Here is a 20578-nt window from a genome sequence, read left to right as displayed (position 1 = left end):
GACTCCTGTCTTAGCGTGCCGGCTGAGAAGTCACAGTGGACTGCTCGTAGTGATAACGACCGGTTTTCAGGCTACTCGGCCCAAGGCGTGCGAACTTGAACATCAGATACAGTTCAGCCACCAGGAACAGGGTATACAGGCCGCAAATCAACAGCATCGAGAAGATGAGGTCGCCAGCAGTCAGCGAAGAGTTCGCTACGGCTGTTGGTAACACTTCACCAATCGCCCACGGTTGACGACCGTACTCTGCGACAAACCAACCGGATTCAATAGCAATCCACGGCAGAGGAATCGCGTACAGCGCAGTGCGCAGCAGCCATTTTTTCTCACCGATACGGTTACGAAGCACAGTCCAGAAGGACACCGCGATAATTGCCAGCATCAGGATGCCGCACGCCACCATGATACGGAAAGCGAAGTACAGCGGCGCAACGCGAGGGATAGAATCTTTCGTTGCCTGCTGAATTTGCGCTTCGGTCGCGTCGGTGACGTTATCCGTATAGCGTTTCAGCAGCAGACCATAACCCAGGTCTTTCTTCATGCTGTTGAACTGGTCGCGAACGGCCTGGTCGGTAGTACCAGCACGCAGTTCTTCCAGCAACTGATACGCTTTCATCCCGTTACGGATACGCTCTTCGTGCTGCACCATCAGGTCTTTCAGACCAATGACCGGTGTATCAACAGAGCGGGTGGCGATGATGCCCAGCGCATAAGGAATTTGAATCGCAAAATGGTTTTCCTGCGCATCCTGGTCCGGAATACCGAACAGCGTAAAGGAAGCCGGTGCAGGCTGAGTTTCCCATTCTGCTTCAATCGCTGCGAGTTTGGTTTTCTGCACGTCGCCCATTTCGTAACCAGATTCATCACCCAGAACGATAACAGACAGAATGGCAGCCATACCAAAGCTGGCCGCGATGGCAAAAGAACGTTTAGCAAACGCGAAGTCACGACCGCGCAGCATATAGTAGGAGCTGATACCCAGAACGAACATCGCGCCGCATACATAACCAGATGCCACAGTGTGAACAAATTTCACCTGTGCTACCGGGTTGAGCACCAGTTCAGAGAAGCTCAGCATCTCCATACGCATGGTTTCGAAGTTGAAATCCGCTGCGATTGGGTTCTGCATCCAGCCGTTCGCAACCAGAATCCACAGCGCGGACAGGTTAGAACCCAGGGCCACCAGCCAGGTGACACACATATGCTGGACTTTACCCAAACGGTCCCAGCCGAAGAAGAACAGACCTACAAAGGTGGATTCGAGGAAGAAGGCCATCAAACCTTCGATCGCCAGTGGCGCACCGAAAATATCCCCTACATAGTGGGAGTAGTAAGACCAGTTAGTCCCGAACTGGAACTCCATGGTCAGACCGGTAGCCACACCCAGAGCGAAGTTGATACCAAACAACTTGCCCCAGAACTTGGTCATATCTTTATAAATCTGTTTGCCGGAAAGGACGTAGACCGTTTCCATAATGGCCAGCAAGAACGCCATACCGAGCGTCAGTGGCACAAACAGGAAGTGGTACATCGCGGTCAAGGCAAACTGTAAGCGCGACAGTTCGACTATATCTAACATCATGACTCCTTGCTCATCGCATGAAGACTCCGAGAGTGAACCCCGTTAGAAAGGGTCACACGCATGCCCCAATACAAATTTATCTGCTTCCTTACGCCGCTACTCTTTCTTCTCTTGTGAAGAAAGGACAATGGAGAAAGGTTACAAACATGTTAATAAAACACTCAAATTGATCCCGCAATTATATTACGCCGTAAAATCCTTACAATAAACAGGTTTTTATCGAGACAAATTTGCATTTTTCGATAGTGATCAATTTATAGCTAATTTACCACTTTCAGACCAATTTGATCTGCAGCAATTTAACCTCTTTTGATGCTGTTTTCCAAGTTTTAAACATTGATTTAAATCAATTTTCAAATTTAATGTTAATAGTGTTTAACACTCGCATGACTAGTGAATGCGATGTTAACAACATGTTTTTCAATGAGTAATTGCCGTTACTACAAATGATAGGATATTTATTTAAATGTACACGATCTTTTAACCAGCCCGGCTGACAAAATTGATAGCAGATAAAGAATCACTAATGCTAGGTAGCTCACAGTTTTTTGTTTAGCAAGTCATGGACTTGTTATTTCATACAAATTATTCATTTAAATTTTACTTATAATTAACACCGAGATGTAACTATCTCAGCTGGAAGAGAAAACGTTCCACATTGACCGATGCATTGCGTTTGGTGTTCTGCGAGAGAACGCTGGCGTTTCGCTTAAATCATCACTGAAAGTTATCTTTAACGCCCACTCTGCACTTATGTGGCAAAGATTAAATATGCCACAAACATTTCATTATCATTTTTATCCTAAAATTAACAAAAATGAATTGTGACATATAAGATTAAAAAATAAAAAACCGTTACGTCGTTCACAAGTTAATTAGTAATTGTGATTTTTGAAATTATTAAAAACACGACATAAATGGCGCGCATAACAAAATAAGATTTCGATCACAAACATGGCAAGTAATTTATTACCCATTTTTCTAATAAATTAAAACCGGCCAAGAAAATATGATACATCCTACTGATTATAAAGAGATTTTATAACAACCAAATATAACAATCATTTTTCTCAGGATATTTTGAAAATAGATCAATTGCTTCCTTTTTCGCTTCCACAGAAACTCCAACCCTATTAAGAGGTTGTCACAATCCATGTTCTAAATATTAGAAAATAATTTCACTTATTGACCATCAGCCCTACAGAGGATTACCCATGAAGAAATCTACACTTGTTATTGGCGTCATCGGTGCTGACTGCCATGCAGTAGGTAATAAAGTTCTGGATCGCGTTTTTACCGCTCATGATTTTCACGTAATCAACCTTGGGGTGATGGTGAGCCAGGATGAATATATTGATGCTGCGATTGAAACAGGCGCCGATGCCATCGTGGTGTCCTCTATCTACGGTCATGGCGACATTGATTGCCTCGGATTACGTGAGCGCTGCATCGAACGCGGCCTTGGCGACATTCTGCTGTACGTCGGCGGCAACCTGGTCGTCGGTAAACATGACTTCGCCGATGTGGAAGTGAAGTTTAAAGAGATGGGCTTTAACCGGGTCTTCGCCCCCAGTCACGATCTGGAAGATGTTTGCGCGCTTATCACTAATGATATTCACCAACACAATGGCCTCGAACAGCGTTGCCTGGAAGAGGCCATCTGATGCAAACAGTTTCTGTCGATATCGGCTCGACATGGACCAAGGCAGCCCTCTTCGCCCATGAAGGCGAGGATTTAACCCTGATAAACCATGTCCTGACCCCAACCACCACACATCATCTGGCAGACGGTTTTTTTGCCAGCCTGAATCAGGTGCTGAATGTTGCCGATGCTCGCCCGTTACTGAAAAGTGGTGAAGTGCAGTTGAAATACTCCTCCTCAGCGAAAGGTGGGCTTGCCGTTGCAGCAATGGGGCTGGTGCCTTCCATTACGCTGGAATCGGCAAAAGTTACCGCCCATTCGGCAGGAGCGAAAATCGCGCAATATTATTCGTACAAGCTGAACCGTCATGACATCCAGGAGCTGGAGTCATCCCCTCCAGATATTCTGCTGTTTACCGGCGGTACAGACGGTGGCGAAGAAAGTTACGGCCTGGCGAATGCGCATGCGCTGGCAGGCTCAAAGCTTGATTGCGCCATTATCTACGCCGGAAACCGGGACATTCAGGACGAAATACAAACGATTCTGGGACATAAGGATTTGACCACGGTAGACAACATTCTGCCTGACCTCGATCACCCGAATCCGTTTGCCGCACGTCAGGCGATTTGTGATGTGTTCTTGTCACGCATTGTCAAAGGCAAAGGTCTGGACGTCATTGTTGGCGAAACAGGCGAAGAGCCAATGCCGACGCCATGGACGGTCTATGAGTTAGTCAAAGCCATTAGCGATTACGACAGCGCATGGAAGGAATTCATGCTGATTGATATGGGCGGAGCCACCACGGATGTCTATTCGGCCAGCGCGAATACCCTCTCCCCCGATACCGTCCTGCATGGTGTTCCTGAACCGTTCGTCAAACGTACCGTAGAAGGCGACCTGGGCATGCGCGTTTCCGCCGTCGTGGTGGGAGAAAGCACGCAGGATATGGTGAAAGTCATCTTCGCCCAACAACCACAGCGCGAGGAAGCGTTTTACCGCTACCTGCGCCATCTGGTAGGGCAACCGGATTACCTGCCACTCAGTGAGGAAGAGAAATATTACGACACCCTGCTGGCAGGTTTATGCGTGGGCTATGCCGCTGAGCGCCACGCGGGCACTAAAAAGCAGGTTTGCACCTGCGTGGGTAACGTGGATTTACAGATGGGTCGCGATCTCACCACCGTACGCAAAGTCGTCGGTTCAGGGGGATGGCTCTCTCGCGCCAGCCAGTTTGATATCCATAACTGGCTCAAATACCGGGAGCTGGACGACCAGGGGAAAAGAATTCTGTTACCGAATCAGTTTGAGTATTACCGCGATTCAAATGGCCTGCTCCCGCTTCTGGCAAACGTCGCCAGGCTGTACCCGCAAGCCGCTGCTCGCACCAGCATTCAGTGTTTAACCCTATAAAACTTAAGGCAGCTACGAATGGAACTTCGAAATAAAAAATTGACCCATGACGAATTCATGACCGAAAGGCATCAGGTATTACAAACCTGGGAAACCGGCAAAGACGTTGAGAACTTCGAAGATGGCGTGAAGTACCAGCAATCAATTCCAGATAAAAAACGCTTCTCCCTTGCCCTGCTGAAAGCCGATCAGGAAGGTAAAACCCTGAGCCAGCCGCGTGCAGGCGTAGCATTAATGGATGAGCATATTGCGCTGCTCAAAACATTGCAGGAAGAGTGCGACCTCCTGCCGAGTACTATCGATGCCTATACCCGTCTGAACCGCTATGAAGAAGCCGCTGTCGGGATCCAGAAATCCATCGAAGCAGGTACTTCCAAGCTGAATGGTTTACCAGTTGTCAATCACGGGGTTGCTGCCTGCCGCCGGATGACTGAATCGCTGGAAAAACCGATCCAGGTTCGCCACGGTACACCGGATGCGCGCCTGCTGGCAGAAATCGCCATGGCCAGTGGCTTCACCAGCTACGAAGGCGGCGGTATCTCCTACAACATCCCTTACGCCAAACGCGTCACCCTGGAAAAATCCATTCGCGACTGGCAGTACTGCGACCGTCTGATGGGTCTGTACGAAGAGAACGGCATTCGCATCAACCGTGAGCCGTTTGGCCCGCTGACCGGTACCCTGATCCCGCCGTTTATGTCCCACTCGGTGGCGATTATTGAAGGTCTGCTGGCGCTGGAACAAGGCGTGAAATCCATTACCGTCGGCTACGGCCAGGTCGGTAGCCTGACGCAGGATATCGCCGCTATTCAGGCGCTGCGTGAACTGTCCCACGAATACTTCCATAACCATGGCTTCGACGATTACGAACTGAGCACCGTTTTCCACCAGTGGATGGGCGGATTCCCGGAAGATGAAGCGAAAGCCTTCTCTGTTATCGCCTGGGGTGCAGCGGTTGCTGGTATGTCGGGTGCCACAAAAGTGATCACCAAAAGCCCGCACGAAGCGTTCGGTATCCCAACCGCGGCAGCTAACGCCCAGGGTCTGAAAGCGTCACGCCAGATGCTCAACATGGTCAGCGACCAGAAATTCCCGCAGTGCGCTGCCGTGGAGCAGGAAGTTGACCTGATTAAGAGCGAAGTCCGCGCGGTGTTGAAGAAAGTCTTCGAACTGGGCAATGGCGACATTGCGCGCGGTACGGTGCTGGCCTTTGAAGCTGGCGTGCTGGATGTACCTTTCGCTCCTGCCGCCTGTAACGCCGGTAAGATCCTGCCTGTTCGCGATAACACAGGCGCAATCCGTATTCTTGAAGCCGGTGCCGTGCCGCTGCCGAAAGATATTCTCGCCCTGCACCACGACTATGTCGCAGAGCGCGCACATTTTGAAGGCCGCAAGCCTTCTTTCCAGATGGTCATTGATGACATCAACGCCGTATCCCACAGTAAATTAATAGGAAGACCATAATGAAAATCAAAAAGGCCCTTTTCACCGCTGGCTACTCCTCATTTTATTTTGACGATCAGCAGGCCATCAAAAATGGCGCCGGTCATGACGGGTTTATCTACACCGGCGATCCGGTCACGCCTGGATTTACCTCTGTTCGTCAGGCGGGTGAATGTGTTTCCGTACAACTGATTCTGGAAAACGGCGCGGTAGCTGTGGGCGATTGCGCAGCGGTGCAATATTCAGGTGCAGGCGGTCGTGACCCGCTGTTCCTGGCTGAAAACTTCATTCCGTTCCTCAACGACCACATCAAGCCGTTGCTGGAAGGTCGTGACGTTGATTCGTTCCTGACCAACGCCCGTTTCTTTGATGAATTGCGTATTGACGGCCATCTGCTACATACCGCCGTACGTTATGGTCTGTCTCAGGCACTGCTCGACGCGGCGGCACTGGCTACCGGTCGTCTGAAAGCCGAAGTGGTTTGTGATGAATGGCAACTGCCATGCGTTCCGGAAGCCATTCCGTTATTTGGTCAGAGCGGCGACGACCGTTATATCGCCGTCGACAAGATGATCCTCAAAGGTGTGGATGTCCTGCCGCATGCCCTGATCAATAACGTTGAAGAGAAGCTGGGCTTTAAAGGTGAAAAACTGCGTGAGTACGTCCGCTGGTTGTCTAACCGCATCCTGAGCCTGCGCACCAACGAAAGCTATCACCCGACACTGCATATTGATGTCTACGGCACCATTGGTCTGATCTTCGATATGGATCCAGTGCGTTGCGCCGAATACATCGCCAGCCTGGAAGCCGAAGCTCAAGGTCTACCGCTGTACATTGAAGGCCCGGTTGATGCCGGTAACAAGCCGGATCAGATCCGCATGTTAACTGAGATCACTCAGGAGCTGACTCGTCTGGGTTCCGGCGTGAAAATCGTTGCGGATGAATGGTGTAACACCTATCAGGACATCGTGGACTTCACCGACGCGGGCAGCTGCCACATGGTGCAGATTAAAACCCCGGATCTGGGCGGTATTCACAACATCGTTGATGCAGTGCTGTATTGCAACAAACACGGAATGGAAGCCTATCAGGGCGGTACCTGTAACGAAACGGAAATCAGTGCTCGTACCTGCGTACACGTCGCGCTGGCCGCGCGTCCAATGCGCATGCTGATCAAACCGGGTATGGGTTTCGATGAAGGTCTCAACATCGTGTTTAACGAAATGAACCGCACCATCGCGCTGTTGCAAACTAAGGATTAAGAGATGGCACGCACATTTAAGATCTTATCGCCTACGGCTATCCTGGGTTATGGCTTCCCGGAAGAAAGTTTTCGTAAAGCCATGGAAGAGTCACCGGATCTTATTGCTGTTGACGCAGGTTCCTCCGATCCTGGCCCCCACTACCTGGGGGCAGGTAAACCCTTTACCGACAGGGCCGGTGTGAAACGCGATCTGCGCTATATGATTATGGCAGGCGTTAAGAACAACATCCCGGTAGTGATCGGCACAGCCGGTGGTTCTGGCGCAGCTCCGCATCTGGAGTGGTGTCGCCAAATAATCCATGAGATCGCGCAGGAAGAAAAACTGTCTTTCTCAATGGCGCTAATTCCGTCTGATGTCGACAAAGAAATCGTTCATCAGGCACTGGATAACGGCAAAATCACCGCGCTCGATTTTGTGCCTGAACTGACTCACGAGGCCATTGAAGAGAGCACCTACATTGTCGCGCAGATGGGCGTCGAGCCTTTCCAGCGTGCGCTGAAAGCCGGTGCACAGGTGGTCCTGGGCGGACGTGCCTACGATCCGGCCTGCTTCGCCGCGCTGCCGATTATGCAGGGCTTTGATGAAGGTCTGGCGCTTCATTGCGGTAAGATCCTTGAGTGTGCTGCCATTGCCGCCACCCCTGGCTCCGGCTCCGATTGTGCGATGGGGATTATCGACGACAACGGCTTTACGCTGAAGGCGTTCAATCCCAAGCGTAAGTTCACTGAAACTTCTGCTGCGGCGCACACCCTGTACGAGAAGTCAGATCCTTACTTCCTGCCAGGGCCAGGCGGTGTGCTGAACCTGAAAGCATGCACTTTCACCCAGGTTAACGAGGGTGAAGTGTATGTCAGCGGTTCACGCCATGAAGAAACACCGTATGCGTTGAAACTGGAAGGTGCACGCCAGGTTGGCTTCCGTTGCCTGACCATCGCCGGAACACGCGACCCGATTATGATTGCCGGGATTGACACGATTCTTGAAGAGGTACAGGCAAGCGTTGCACGTAACCTCTCCCTGAATGACGACAGTATCCGCATGACGTTCCACTTGTACGGTAAGAACGGTGTGATGGGCAACCATGAGCCGATGAAAACAGCGGGCCATGAACTGGGAATTTTACTGGATGTCGTTGCGCCGACGCAGGACATCGCCAACAGCGTTTGCTCGCTGGTGCGCTCTACCCTGCTGCACTACGGCTATGAAAATCGCATTGCGACTGCGGGCAACCTCGCCTTCCCGTTCTCGCCATCTGATATTCAGAGTGGACCGGTGTATGAGTTCTCGATCTATCACCTGATTGAAGCGAGCGATGCGCTGCGTTTTGATTTCCACATTGAACAGGTGACGCCAGAAGGAGTTCAGGCATGAAACACTCAATTTGTTCACTGGCACAAGTTATTCGCTCGAAAAACGCCGGACCGTACGAACTGGTTTTAGATATTTTATTTAAAACCCGGGAAGATTATCAGCGCGTAAAACGCTCAGAGCAATTAACACCGCAGCTTATTGCCGGTTTATATAACGTTAAACCTGACTTTATTCACAATATTGTATGGTTCGATCCGGCGAATGCCGTAAAAATCGTCATGCCGCGCGATATTATTTCCGGCAACGTCGGTGACAATGATGTTTATGGTGCACAGCAACACGCACCATTATTAAGTATTGAGTTCGACTTGTAACAAAAAACACAATAACAACCATTGGGGCACAGAATTCAGCTGTATCACAGTGCTTCGAATTATTCATGCGGTTGGTCACAACAGGCGTGCGTCTAAGCTGCTGTCCAGGCTCAGGCGCACGCCACCCTACACAATTCCAATTACCAACCTTTATCCGATGGAGTACACATGAAGAAAATAAGTTTAACGAAGATGATCATATTAGGCCTGATACTCGGCATGATTGCCGGGGTGGCCATAAATAATATGGCCGCGGCTGAAACAGCAAAATCTTATGCAGCAGACATTTCCATTTTTACCACTATATTCTTACGTATGGTGAAAATGATTATCGCACCATTGGTTATTTCAACTCTGGTTGTGGGTATTGCCAAAATGGGCGATGCCAAAACGCTGGGACGTATATTTTCGAAAACCTTCTTCCTGTTTATTTGCGCGTCATTGCTGTCAATCGCGCTGGGTCTGGTTATCGTAAATATCTTCCAGCCAGGCGCAGGTATCAACTTTGTGCCACATGATGTCGGCGCTGTTGCCGCCGTTAAGTCAGAGCCATTCACGCTGAAAGTGTTCATCTCACACGCGGTACCGACCAGTATTGTCGATGCGATGGCGCGTAACGAAATTCTGCAGATCGTCGTGTTCTCCATCTTCCTTGGTTGCAGCCTCGCTGCGATTGGTGAAAAAGCCGACCCTATTGTGAAAGTGCTGGATTCACTGGTGCACGTGATGCTGAAGCTGACGGGTTACGTCATGCTGTTTGCGCCACTGACCGTTTTTGCCGCTATTTCAGGTCTGATTGCCGAACGTGGTCTGGGTGTGATGGTTAGCGCCGGGATCTTCATGGGTGAGTTCTACCTGACGTTGGGTATGCTGTGGGCGATCCTGATTGGCCTGTCTACTATGATCGTCGGGCCTTGCATCGCACGGTTAACTAAATCAATCCTCGAACCCGCTCTGCTGGCCTTTACCACTTCAAGCTCTGAAGCCGCCTTCCCGGGTACGCTGGACAAGCTGGAAAAATTCGGCGTTTCCTCAAAAATTGCCAGCTTCGTTCTGCCTATCGGTTACTCCTTTAACCTGGTCGGCTCCATGGCTTATTGCTCCTTTGCCACTGTCTTTATTGCTCAGGCGTGCAACATCGAACTGAGCATGGGCGAGCAAATTACCATGCTGTTAATTCTGATGCTGACTTCTAAAGGGATGGCGGGTGTACCGCGTGCCTCGATGGTCGTTATCGCCGCTACCCTGAACCAATTCAACATTCCGGAAGCGGGTTTGATCCTGCTTATGGGTGTCGATCCGTTCCTCGATATGGGTCGTTCCGCTACCAACGTCATGAGTAACGCCATGGGCGCTGCCATTGTGGGCCGTTGGGAAGGCGAACACTTCGGCCAGGGTTGCCGTGGAACTGCGCCAGTGAAGTCACCGGAACAGGAACGCCCGGTTACCGAAACGGAAGTCGCTTTGTCCTGATACTACGTTATTGCCGGATGGCGCTTGCGCTTATCCGGCCTACATAACGTTTAACTATCCGTAGGTCGGATTAGGCGGTACGCCGCCATCCGGCATCAAGATGAGCACACCAACAGGAATGCATAATGAATAAAACAATTCTCGGCGTGAGTCTCTTTTCTTTCAGTGTCTTGTTTAGCGCAACCACATTCGCGCAAACCACGCCCGACTACGCCAAGCTGATAGAACAGGCTCATCAGAAGTACAAAAGTAATAACGATGGAAAAGTCGCCGACTACATCCCTGCTCTGGCGACCTATAGCCCGAAAAATTTTGCCATCACCATTGCGACGGTGGACGGCAAGATCTACCAGGTTGGCGATGTTAACAAACCTTTCCCAATGGAATCCCTGAGTAAAGTGTTCACCATGGCGCTCGCCATGGAGCAGCACGGTCCTCAGGTAGTGCTGGATAAACTTGGCGCCAATGCCACCGGCATGCCGTTCAACTCAGGTTTGGCCGTTGAACTGACCAAAGGCGCGCCTGAAAACCCACTGGTAAACGCCGGGGCCATGAGCACCGTTAGCCTGATTGAAGCCAAAGACAAAACCGATCGTTGGAACAAAATCCTCGACAACCTGAACGTCTGGGCCGATGCCACTCTCACCGTAAACGAACCGGTTTTCAAATCTGAAATGGAAACCAACCAGCACAATCAGGCGCTGGCCAAACTGATGGAATCCTATAACAGCTTCTATGGCAACACTGACGAAGCCGTTGAAATTTATACCCGCCAGTGCTCGGTGGATATCACCGTTGAGCAACTGGCCAAAATGGGTGCCGTACTGGCGAACAAAGGCAAATCTCCGTTCAACGGCAAACAGTTGCTGAATGAGAAATATGTTCCACAGGTACTGGCAGAAATGGCAATTGCCGGACTGTACGACGGCAGCGGTAAATGGCTGTACACCGTTGGCATTCCGGCGAAAAGCGGCGTCGGCGGCGGCATGGTTGCCGTCGTCCCAGGCGAATATGCGATTGCGGTCTATTCTCCACCGCTTGATGAAGCCGGAAACAGCGTTCGTGCCCAGAAAACTATCGAATATGTCGCCGAAGCGACAAAAGCCAACGTCTTTTTAGCCAAATAACTTTACGCCGGATGGCACATTGCTTATCCGGCAAACAATACGAAGAGGTGAGAAGTAAACATGTCTAAACCATTTGTCTGGCAGGAACTCTTTGTTCAGAGTAAAGATAGTACCGAATATGAATTACTCAGTAACCAGCACGTTACGGTAACGGAGTTAGACGGAGAGGAAGTTATCAAGGTTGCACCGGAAGCGTTAACCTTGTTAGCACAGCAGGCGTTTTATGAGGCTTCATTTTTCCTGCGCGCCGGACATTTAAAACAGATTGCCAGCATTTTGCACGACCCACAGGCCAGCGGTAACGATAAGTACGTCGCATTGCAGCTGCTGCGCAATGCAGAGGTTTCAGCTAAAGGTGTACTGCCTAACTGCCAGGACACCGGGACGGCAACCATTGTGGCCAGCAAAGGGCAACATGTCTGGACCGGCGGCGATGACGCCGAAGCCTTAAGCAAAGGCGTGTATACCACCTTCACCGAAAACAATCTGCGTTACTCGCAAAATGCCCCGCTGGACATGTATACCGAGGTCAATACTCAGACAAACCTGCCGGCACAAATCGACATCAGCGCCACGCCGGGCAATGAATATAAATTCCTGTTCGTCAACAAAGGCGGCGGTTCTGCCAATAAGGCGGCGTTATTCCAGGAAACCAAATCCATTCTGCAGCCGGAAAAGCTCACCGCGTTCCTGATCGAAAAAATGAAATCACTGGGTACCGCCGCTTGTCCGCCGTATCACATCGCTTTTGTGGTTGGGGGCTTATCCGCCGACCAGACGTTGAAAGTCGCCAAACTGGCTTCAACCAAATATTACGATAATCTGCCCACCAGCGGGAACGAGCTGGGCCAGGCGTTCCGTGATACGGCGCTGGAAGCCGAGTTGCTCAATGCCAGCCGTGAGTTTGGCATCGGGGCGCAGTTTGGCGGCAAATACTTTGCCCACGATATTCGCGTAATTCGCTTACCGCGCCACGGCGGCTCCTGCCCAATCGCGATGGCCCTCTCCTGCTCTGCCGACCGCAATATTAAAGCCAAAATTAATAAACACGGTATCTGGCTGGAAAAACTCGAGCATAATCCGGGCAAATTTATCCCCGATTCTCACCGGGTAGAAAACGGCGCCCAGACCGTACAACTGGATCTGAACCGTCCGCTGCGCGAGATCCTGCATGATCTCTCCGCCTTGCCCATTGGTACACGTCTGTCGTTAAGCGGCCCGATTGTTGTGGCTCGCGATATCGCTCACGCGAACATCAAAGCGCGACTGGATAACGGTGAACCGATGCCGGAATACATGAAAAAGCATATCGTTTACTATGCTGGTCCAGCCAAAACCCCGGAAAATCAGGCCTGTGGCTCAATGGGACCCACCACCGGCGGGCGCATGGATGGGTATGTCGATGCTTTCCAGGCACAAGGCGGCAGCCTCATTATGCTCACCAAGGGTAACCGCAGCCAGCAGGTCACTGATGCCTGTCACAAACACGGTGGATTTAGCCTCGGCAGCATTGGCGGTGCCGCCGCCCTACTGGCGCAACAGTACGTGAAGAGTCTGCAGTGTCTTGAATATCCAGAACTGGGAATGGAAGCGGTGTGGATGATGGAAGTTAAAAATATGCCCGCCTTCGTATTAGTGGATGACAAAGGTAATAACTTCTTCAGCCAGTTCGAGCAGCAGCATCGCTGCGCAACTTGTCCGGCAGGGCATTAAGGAGTTTCCATGGAAGCGCGCGCCAATAACGACAGACACCGTCAGCGTCAGCAGAAGCTAAAAGAGCAGGTTGATACCCGCGTAGCGGCTGCAACGGAGAAGAAAGGGATCCTGATTGTCTTCACCGGCAACGGAAAAGGAAAATCCACCGCAGCCTTTGGCACGGCAACGCGCGCAGTGGGTCACGGAAAAACCGTTGGCATCGCGCAGTTTATTAAAGGTCAGTGGGATAATGGTGAGTACAACACACTGCAACCGCTCGGCGTCGAATTCCATATTATGGGTACCGGATTTACCTGGGAAACCCAAAATCGGCAAGCAGATATCGAAGCGGCAACGGTTGTCTGGCAGGAAAGTAAGCGCATGCTGGCTGATGCGCATTACGATCTAGTGGTGCTGGATGAACTCACCTACATGCTGGCTTACCACTATCTGGATACGCAAGAGGTTATCAACGCCATCGAAAATCGTCCTGCCGGTCAGAGCGTTATCGTCACAGGACGCGGATGCCATACGCGGTTACTGGAACTGGCCGATACGGTCAGTGAAATACGCCCGGTCAAACACGCGTTTGACCGCGGTATTCAGGCACAGATTGGGATCGACTGGTAGCCGTTCTTTTGCCGGATAACGATGCTAACGCTTCTTATCCGGCCTACCCATCGTTGTAGGCCTGATAAGGCATAAGCCACCCTCAGGCAGCCGATACTACGGACTTACTGAGCAACCAGTTGCGGAAAATCTGTAAATGCTCGGATTCCGATTTTTCTTCACGCCATGTCATAATAAATCGATTCCCGGTACGCATCGGAACATCGCAAGGAATGACCATATCGCCACTGTCCAGATCGTGCTGAATGGCAAAACGCGGGAGCAGCGCAACGCCCAGATTAGAGCGGACCGCCGCGATCAGCATCGATAACAAATCAAATCTCGGACCTTTATTCACCAACGGACTGCTGACATCTGACAGCGCAAACCATTCCTGCCACCCTTTGATGCGCGTGCTTTGGTGCAATAGCGGGAATTCGTTTAGTAATTCGTTTACCGCCAGTTTTCGTTCCGGTTCGGCCAGCAAACAGCGACTGCATACCGGCAGAATCTCCTCTTCAAACAGGTACTCAACCCCTGACCATGGCGAATAAAAGTCTTCGCGCATGATTGCCGCGTCATACTCTCGATTGAGAAAATCACCAATATTCGCCAGGGAATGAATGTTCACGATAATATCAGGATTAAGTTTGTTAAATTCACGCAGGTTTGGGATCAGCCAGTGCGTGCTGAACGTCGGATTCACCGCCAGCTCAATAACCTGTACCGTCGGCTGCCAGGTCATTATCGTCGTCGTATCTCGTTCAAGCTTATTTAACGTTTCTTTAACGATGCTTAAATAGTGTTTGCCCGCCGCATTTAAAAAAATGCGTTTTTTGGCGTGATTAAATAGCGCGGTATTGAGAAAATCCTCCAGTGCATTTACCTGGCGGAAAACAGCACTTTGTGTTAAAGCCAGCTCTTCAGCTGCCCGGGTATAACTTTCGTGACGCGCAACCACTTCAAAAGTTACCAGCAACTCCGTCTTGGGTATTTTTCCTCTCATAACCTCTTCCATTTGCAGCGTACAAAAATAGTTTAATTTATAAAAAATAATTCAAGACACCCAGATAAGCATCGAGAGTTATATTTTATTTTATCCATTGATGTCATTGATCCAATCCATGATTTACTCACACTGATGACGGGTAAATATTAACCAATAATACTTAAGGGAAACAATAAACACAATTTAAATAAGGTTAAACTTAAGCAAATAGTGCCAATAAGTTCTTAATAATTTTTCAAGTCATCTTGTTTATTGCAGAAAAAACTTTGCGAGATTAATCAATATTATCAATGCGATAATTTTGGATAATTTCACGTTATAACTTACGGGCAAACGACTGCTTTTTATCATTCCTTGATGTAGTTTCTGCCTTTTTTTGTTAGACGTGATAAAGGACACAATGTGAAAACTTTCGGAAAGGTCTGGCTCGTTGGGGCAGGTCCCGGTGATATTTCATTACTTACCCTCAAAGCAATGATGTGCATTAAACAGGCTGATGTCATTATTTACGATCGGCTGGTCAATCCTAAAATTTTGGAATGGGCATTACCAGATTGCCTGCTTATCAATGTCGGCAAAAACCCAGGCTTCCATTGTGTACCCCAGGATGAAATCAATGCGCTGCTTGTCCAGTATGCCCAAACTCACAATAATATTGTACGCCTGAAAGGTGGCGATCCGTATGTTTTTGGACGCGGGGCTGAAGAAGTTGAGGATCTCGTCGAGACGGGCATCCCGTTTGAAGTGGTGCCGGGTATCAGCTCAACCATTGGTGGCCTGACCTATGCCGGGATTCCGGTAACACACCGCGATTTCGCCTCGGGATTTCACGTAGTGACCGGCCATACACGGGAGGGCAACCAACAGCAGGACTGGCGTCAACTGGCAAAACTGAATGGTACCCTGGTTATCGTCATGGGCATCGCCAATCTGGCGTTTATCTGTGAGGAATTATTGATGGGTGGAAAATCAGCAGATACGCCTGCAGCGCTAATTATGTCTGCCACCCGCGATAATCAACGCCGACTGACCTGTACGCTCGGTTCACTACTGAGCAAGGCGCAGGAAGCTAACATCCTTCCCCCTGCACTGATAGTGATTGGTGATGTGGTAACCCTGAGCGATCGGCTCTCTTTTATCCCTGAAGCCTTCAAGCTGCCAGAAAACCTTTACTGTGACAGTCTGGCATGACGAAAAGACTGGGGCGACGTTTGATGCGCCGCCCGGAAAACGCGGCAAAAGTAGCTGGTTTGTGCGTATTGGAGTTTCCGGGCAATGCTGTCTATGGAATGAACGGGATCGTGCAATAACTCCCCCGCTTTTTGCATTTTTTTCTGATTCACCCAGGTTTTAAAGTTAACGCCCTGCCGTTTCTTAAAAAAACGGCTGAAATAGTTTGCGCTTAAGCAGACGTGAGCTGCTACGGATTCAAGGGATAATTCACCATACAAATTCTCATCGATATAACGCAACGCTGCCAGTAGCTTTTTCTCGTGTCGGGAAGGTTCTGTAAAATAATGACGCATGTAACTGGTCGCTGGGATAACAATTTCATCAGATTGTTGTTTTTCTGCCTCAAAATTATCAATAATAAAATTCAATAAATTTGCTGATGCCACCAGCGTATTATTATCGACTACCGCCACCTGACTCCATTCAGTTTTTATTTTTGGTTCATCCATCCATGAGTATTCATTATCAATAATGATGGTTTTATATTCCTGATATTTTGCCCGCACCTGCCCACAGAGCATAAAACCGTACAGATGCCCCTCGCGAATTAATGGCATAGAAAACAGACTTAGCCCTGCATGACAGCTGAGTATTCTGGGTTTAAGGTGTTTTAATCCTTCAAAAGCACAATACTTGTCACACTTTTGGCAACTCACACAATAGCGTTCATCCGCCCGCATTAATGTGCAGAACGAATTAAAATTATGACAATCTGAGAGAATTTTTCCGGTAACATCAACCACGACGGTGGCTAATCCAGTCGCACTGGAAAATACCTTTGCTATCGAGAAAAAACGTTGTAGGTAATCATCCTGGATTTTCAACGACACGGTATCCTCCGGCATAAATGAAATTAAAGCCGGTAATATGCAGAATTTAACCAAGAGAAAGAATGATGTTCACCGCAAAAAATAATCTCATTTATGCAGATGATTATGAGTAATTTGCAAGATTCAGATAACTAAAAATAAAAAAAGGCCATCATCAGATGGCCAACCATGTCGAAACGGGACCAGCCCTTGACTACGCAGAGAGTCAGGGCTGTTTTTTATTTATTACTTAATAACGGTTTTCAGCGCTTCGCCGATATCGGCCAGGCTACGAACAGTTTTCACGCCTGCGGCTTCCAGCGCAGCGAATTTCTCATCCGCCGTACCTTTCCCACCTGCGATGATCGCACCCGCGTGACCCATACGCTTACCTTTCGGTGCAGTCACACCCGCGATGTAACCCACAACCGGCTTGGTTACATGATCTTTAATGTATGCAGCGGCTTCTTCTTCTGCACTACCGCCGATCTCACCGATCATGACGATCGCTTCAGTCTGCGGATCTTCCTGGAACAGCTTCAGGATGTCGATGAAGTTAGAGCCTGGGATCGGGTCACCACCGATGCCCACACAGGTGGACTGGCCGAAACCGTAGTCGGTAGTCTGCTTAACCGCTTCATAGGTCAGGGTACCTGAACGGGAAACGATACCCACTTTACCCGGCTTGTGAATGTGGCCCGGCATGATGCCGATTTTGCACTCGCCCGGGGTGATCACACCTGGGCAGTTCGGGCCGATCATGCGCACGCCAGCTTCATCCAGCTTCACTTTCACGGTCAGCATATCCAGCGTCGGGATGCCTTCGGTGATGGTGATAATCAGTTTGATACCAGCATCAATCGCTTCCAGTATGGAGTCTTTGCAGAACGGTGCCGGAACGTAGATAACGGTGGCGGTAGCGCCAGTCGCTTCTACAGCTTCACGCACGGTGTTGAACACCGGCAGGCCCAGGTGCGTGGTGCCGCCTTTGCCCGGCGTAACGCCGCCAACCATCTGCGTACCGTAAGCAATCGCTTGTTCGGAGTGGAATGTCCCCTGGCTACCGGTGAAGCCCTGGCAGATAACCTTGGTATCTTTATTAATTAAAACTGACATTATTTCCCCTCCACTGCGGCAACAACCTGCTGAGCTGCATCCGTCAGACTTTTCGCTGCAATAATATTCAGGCCGCTATCAGCCAGTTTTTTCGCGCCGAGTTCAGCGTTGTTACCTTCCAGACGTACCACGACCGGAACGTTTACACCTACTTCTGCTACCGCGCCGATGATACCGTCAGCGATCAGGTCGCAACGTACGATACCGCCGAAGATGTTAACCAGTACGGCTTTAACATTGTCATCTGAGAGGATAATTTTGAACGCTTCGGTTACACGCTCTTTGGTCGCACCGCCACCAACGTCGAGGAAGTTAGCCGGTTCGCCGCCGTGCAGCTTAACGATGTCCATGGTGCCCATTGCCAGGCCCGCACCGTTAACCATGCAACCGATGTTGCCGTCGAGCGCAACGTAGTTCAGTTCCCACTGCGCAGCCTGCGCTTCACGCGGATCTTCCTGAGACTGGTCGCGCATTTCGCGCAGGTCAGCCTGGCGGAACAGCGCGTTGCCGTCAGCACCCAGTTTGCCGTCGAGGCAGATCAGGTCACCCTGCTTGGTCACGACCAGCGGGTTGATTTCGATCAGCGCCAGGTCGCGCTCAAGGAAGATAGTCGCCAGACCCATGAAGATCTTGGTGAACTGCTGAACCTGTTTACCTTCCAGACCCAGTTTGAACGCCAGCTCGCGTCCCTGGTAAGGCATCGGGCCTGCCAGCGGATCGAGCGCCACTTTGTGGATCAGGTGCGGGGTTTCTTCCGCTACTTTTTCGATTTCCACGCCGCCTTCGGTAGAGGCCATGAAGACCACGCGACGAGAGCTACGGTCAACAACTGCGCCGAGGTAAAGTTCTTTACCAATGTCGGTCGCGGCTTCAACCAGAATCTGATTTACCGGTTGGCCATGAGCGTCTGTCTGGTAAGTAACCAGACGTTTACCCAGCCAGTGTTCAGCAAAAGCGCGAATGTCTTCTTTGCTGTTCACAACCTTCACACCGCCCGCTTTACCGCGGCCGCCAGCGTGAACCTGACATTTCACTACCCACGGGCCAGCGCCGATTTTTGAAGCGGCTTCTTCTGCTTCACGCGGAGTAGTACAGGCATAACCCACCGGTGCCGGTAAGCCATAGCGGGCAAAAAGTTGTTTTGCCTGATATTCATGTAAGTTCATGTGTTCTGTCCATCCTTCAGGTAATCGTTATCTTTTACCCGTAGGTCTGATAAACATCCAGACCTACGGGGCAGGTGATACTCTTATTAACTACACGTCCAGCAGCAGACGCGTTGGATCTTCCAGCAACTCTTTAATGGTTACCAGGAAGCCTACTGACTCACGACCATCGATCAGACGGTGGTCATAAGACAGCGCCAGATACATCATCGGCAGGATTTCAACCTTGCCGTCTACCGCCATCGGACGATCTTTGATGGCATGCATACCCAGGATGGCGCTCTGCGGTGGGTTGATGATCGGCGTGGACATCAGGGAACCGAACACCCCACCGTTAGTGATGGTGAAGTTACCGCCCGTCAGATCTTCAACCGTCAACTTGCCGTCGCGACCTTTAACAGCCAGTTCTTTAATGTTCTTCTCGATGTCAGCCATACCCAGCAGATCCACATCACGCAGGACCGGCGTGACCAGACCACGCGGCGTGGAGACCGCCATGCTGACATCAAAGTAGTTGTGATAAACCACGTCATCGCCGTCGATGGACGCGTTCACTTCCGGATAGCGTTTCAGCGCTTCAACAACCGCTTTCACGTAGAAAGACATAAAGCCCAGACGGATACCGTGGCGTTTCTCGAACGCATCACCGTATTGCTTACGCAGGTCCATGATTGGCTTCATGTTGACTTCGTTGAAGGTGGTCAGCATGGCGGTGGAATTTTTCGCTTCCAGCAGACGCTCGGCTACGCGTTTGCGCAGACGGGTCATCGGAACACGTTTTTCGCCACGCGCGCCCAGTTGAGCCTGTGGTGCAGGTGCTGCTGCCGGCGCTTTGGCTTCGGCTTTCGCAGCCGGGGCTTTCGCCAGATGTTTTTCAACATCTTCACGCGTGATACGACCGCCGACACCGGTGCCGTTGATAGCGCTGGCTTCGAGGTTATGCTCACCCAGCAGGCGACGGATCGCCGGGCTCAGGGCATCGTTGTTCTGCTCAGCAAGAGACGCCTGCTGGCGCTGTGCCGGCGTAGAATCTTTCTCTTCAGACTTAGCGCTGGTTTCTTTACCGGTGCTGTTGCCTTCACGCAGGCGACCAAGGATCTGGCGAGAAGTGACGGTTGTCCCTTCATCTTCCAGAACCGCATCAAGAATACCGTCCGCTGATGCCGGTACTTCCAGTACCACTTTGTCAGTTTCGATTTCTACCAGTACTTCATCACGACGTACTGCATCGCCCGGTTTTTTGTGCCAGGTTGCAACCGTTGCATCCGCTACGGATTCAGGCAGGTCGGGAACAAGAATATCTACGCTACTCAT

The 20578-nt window shown here is 50.4% G+C and carries 17 protein-coding genes; 11 read left to right on the top strand and 6 right to left on the bottom strand.

Translation table 11 applies throughout. The features are described 5' to 3' along the window. Nucleotides 1-10 precede the first annotated feature (10 nt). Complete coding sequence (cydA, locus tag SK34_RS14225; protein WP_003022965.1) at nt 11-1579, bottom strand: cytochrome ubiquinol oxidase subunit I; 1569 nt, start codon at nt 1577-1579, stop codon at nt 11-13. Between the two features lie 1217 nt (nt 1580-2796). On the opposite strand from cydA, the gene glmS reads away from it, so the two are divergent. The 10 genes from glmS to cobO all read left to right on the top strand — a co-directional run bounded on the left by glmS (nt 2797) and on the right by cobO (nt 13952). Next, on the top strand, nt 2797-3246 hold the full coding sequence (gene glmS / locus SK34_RS14220; protein WP_003022963.1) for a methylaspartate mutase subunit S: 450 nt from the start codon (nt 2797-2799) through the stop codon (nt 3244-3246). Beyond that, the gene (glmL, locus tag SK34_RS14215) at nt 3246-4634 is read left to right on the top strand and encodes a methylaspartate mutase accessory protein GlmL (protein WP_003835417.1); all 1389 of its coding nucleotides are present in this window, start codon (nt 3246-3248) and stop codon (nt 4632-4634) included. The genes glmS and glmL overlap by 1 nt, the downstream gene beginning before the upstream one ends. 18 nt (nt 4635-4652) lie before the next feature. Continuing rightward, nucleotides 4653-6098, top strand: coding sequence for a methylaspartate mutase subunit E (locus tag SK34_RS14210; protein WP_003022957.1), 1446 nt, complete (start codon nt 4653-4655; stop codon nt 6096-6098). After that, on the top strand, nt 6098-7339 hold the full coding sequence (locus tag SK34_RS14205; protein ID WP_003022953.1) for a methylaspartate ammonia-lyase: 1242 nt from the start codon (nt 6098-6100) through the stop codon (nt 7337-7339). Before SK34_RS14210 ends, SK34_RS14205 begins: the two co-directional genes overlap by 1 nt. Before the next feature lie 3 nt (nt 7340-7342). Next, nucleotides 7343-8713, top strand: coding sequence for an acyclic terpene utilization AtuA family protein (locus tag SK34_RS14200; RefSeq protein ID WP_003835421.1), 1371 nt, complete (start codon nt 7343-7345; stop codon nt 8711-8713). Next, nucleotides 8710-9027 (top strand): DUF4387 domain-containing protein, encoded by a 318-nt coding sequence (locus tag SK34_RS14195; RefSeq protein WP_008320068.1) that lies wholly within the window; start codon nt 8710-8712, stop codon nt 9025-9027. The genes SK34_RS14200 and SK34_RS14195 overlap by 4 nt, the downstream gene beginning before the upstream one ends. A 168-nt stretch (nt 9028-9195) precedes the next feature. After that, on the top strand, nt 9196-10500 hold the full coding sequence (locus SK34_RS14190; RefSeq protein ID WP_003022946.1) for a dicarboxylate/amino acid:cation symporter: 1305 nt from the start codon (nt 9196-9198) through the stop codon (nt 10498-10500). A 125-nt stretch (nt 10501-10625) separates the two neighbouring features. Continuing rightward, entirely contained in the window at nt 10626-11627 is a 1002-nt protein-coding gene (gene glsA / locus SK34_RS14185) for a glutaminase A (RefSeq protein WP_032942734.1), read from the top strand. A gap of 60 nt (nt 11628-11687) precedes the next feature. Then, nucleotides 11688-13340 carry a class I fumarate hydratase gene (locus SK34_RS14180; protein ID WP_003835428.1) on the top strand — a complete coding sequence of 551 codons (1653 nt, stop codon included), beginning with the start codon at nt 11688-11690 and terminating at the stop codon, nt 13338-13340. A gap of 9 nt (nt 13341-13349) precedes the next feature. Next, nucleotides 13350-13952: a cob(I)yrinic acid a,c-diamide adenosyltransferase gene (cobO, locus tag SK34_RS14175; RefSeq protein ID WP_048233288.1), complete on the top strand. Its 603-nt coding sequence runs from the start codon at nt 13350-13352 to the stop codon at nt 13950-13952. An 82-nt stretch (nt 13953-14034) separates the two neighbouring features. Here the strand turns inward: cobO and SK34_RS14170 are convergent, their stop codons facing one another. Then, nucleotides 14035-14937 (bottom strand): LysR substrate-binding domain-containing protein, encoded by a 903-nt coding sequence (locus SK34_RS14170; protein WP_003022936.1) that lies wholly within the window; start codon nt 14935-14937, stop codon nt 14035-14037. 405 nt (nt 14938-15342) lie between these two features. Between SK34_RS14170 and cobA the strand changes: the two genes are divergently transcribed. Continuing rightward, nucleotides 15343-16131, top strand: coding sequence for a uroporphyrinogen-III C-methyltransferase (gene cobA, locus SK34_RS14165; protein WP_003835432.1), 789 nt, complete (start codon nt 15343-15345; stop codon nt 16129-16131). Here the strand turns inward: cobA and SK34_RS14160 are convergent. The 4 genes from SK34_RS14160 to odhB all read right to left on the bottom strand — a co-directional run bounded on the left by SK34_RS14160 (nt 16110) and on the right by odhB (nt 20578). Next, on the bottom strand, nt 16110-17003 hold the full coding sequence (locus SK34_RS14160) for a PocR ligand-binding domain-containing protein (protein ID WP_048233287.1): 894 nt from the start codon (nt 17001-17003) through the stop codon (nt 16110-16112). The two genes, cobA and SK34_RS14160, sit on opposite strands and share 22 nt — an antisense overlap. A 225-nt stretch (nt 17004-17228) precedes the next feature. Then, nucleotides 17229-18098, bottom strand: coding sequence for a succinate--CoA ligase subunit alpha (gene sucD, locus SK34_RS14155; protein ID WP_003022929.1), 870 nt, complete (start codon nt 18096-18098; stop codon nt 17229-17231). After that, nucleotides 18098-19264 (bottom strand): ADP-forming succinate--CoA ligase subunit beta, encoded by a 1167-nt coding sequence (sucC, locus tag SK34_RS14150; RefSeq protein ID WP_003022927.1) that lies wholly within the window; start codon nt 19262-19264, stop codon nt 18098-18100. Before sucC ends, sucD begins: the two co-directional genes overlap by 1 nt. A 90-nt stretch (nt 19265-19354) precedes the next feature. Then, nucleotides 19355-20578: a 2-oxoglutarate dehydrogenase complex dihydrolipoyllysine-residue succinyltransferase gene (gene odhB, locus SK34_RS14145; protein WP_003022925.1), complete on the bottom strand. Its 1224-nt coding sequence runs from the start codon at nt 20576-20578 to the stop codon at nt 19355-19357.

The organism is Citrobacter sp. MGH104 (genome assembly GCF_001034485.1).
Classification (GTDB): domain Bacteria; phylum Pseudomonadota; class Gammaproteobacteria; order Enterobacterales; family Enterobacteriaceae; genus Citrobacter; species Citrobacter freundii.
Note: the sequence above shows the minus strand (reverse complement) of the source record. Positions and strands in the feature narration are given on the sequence as shown.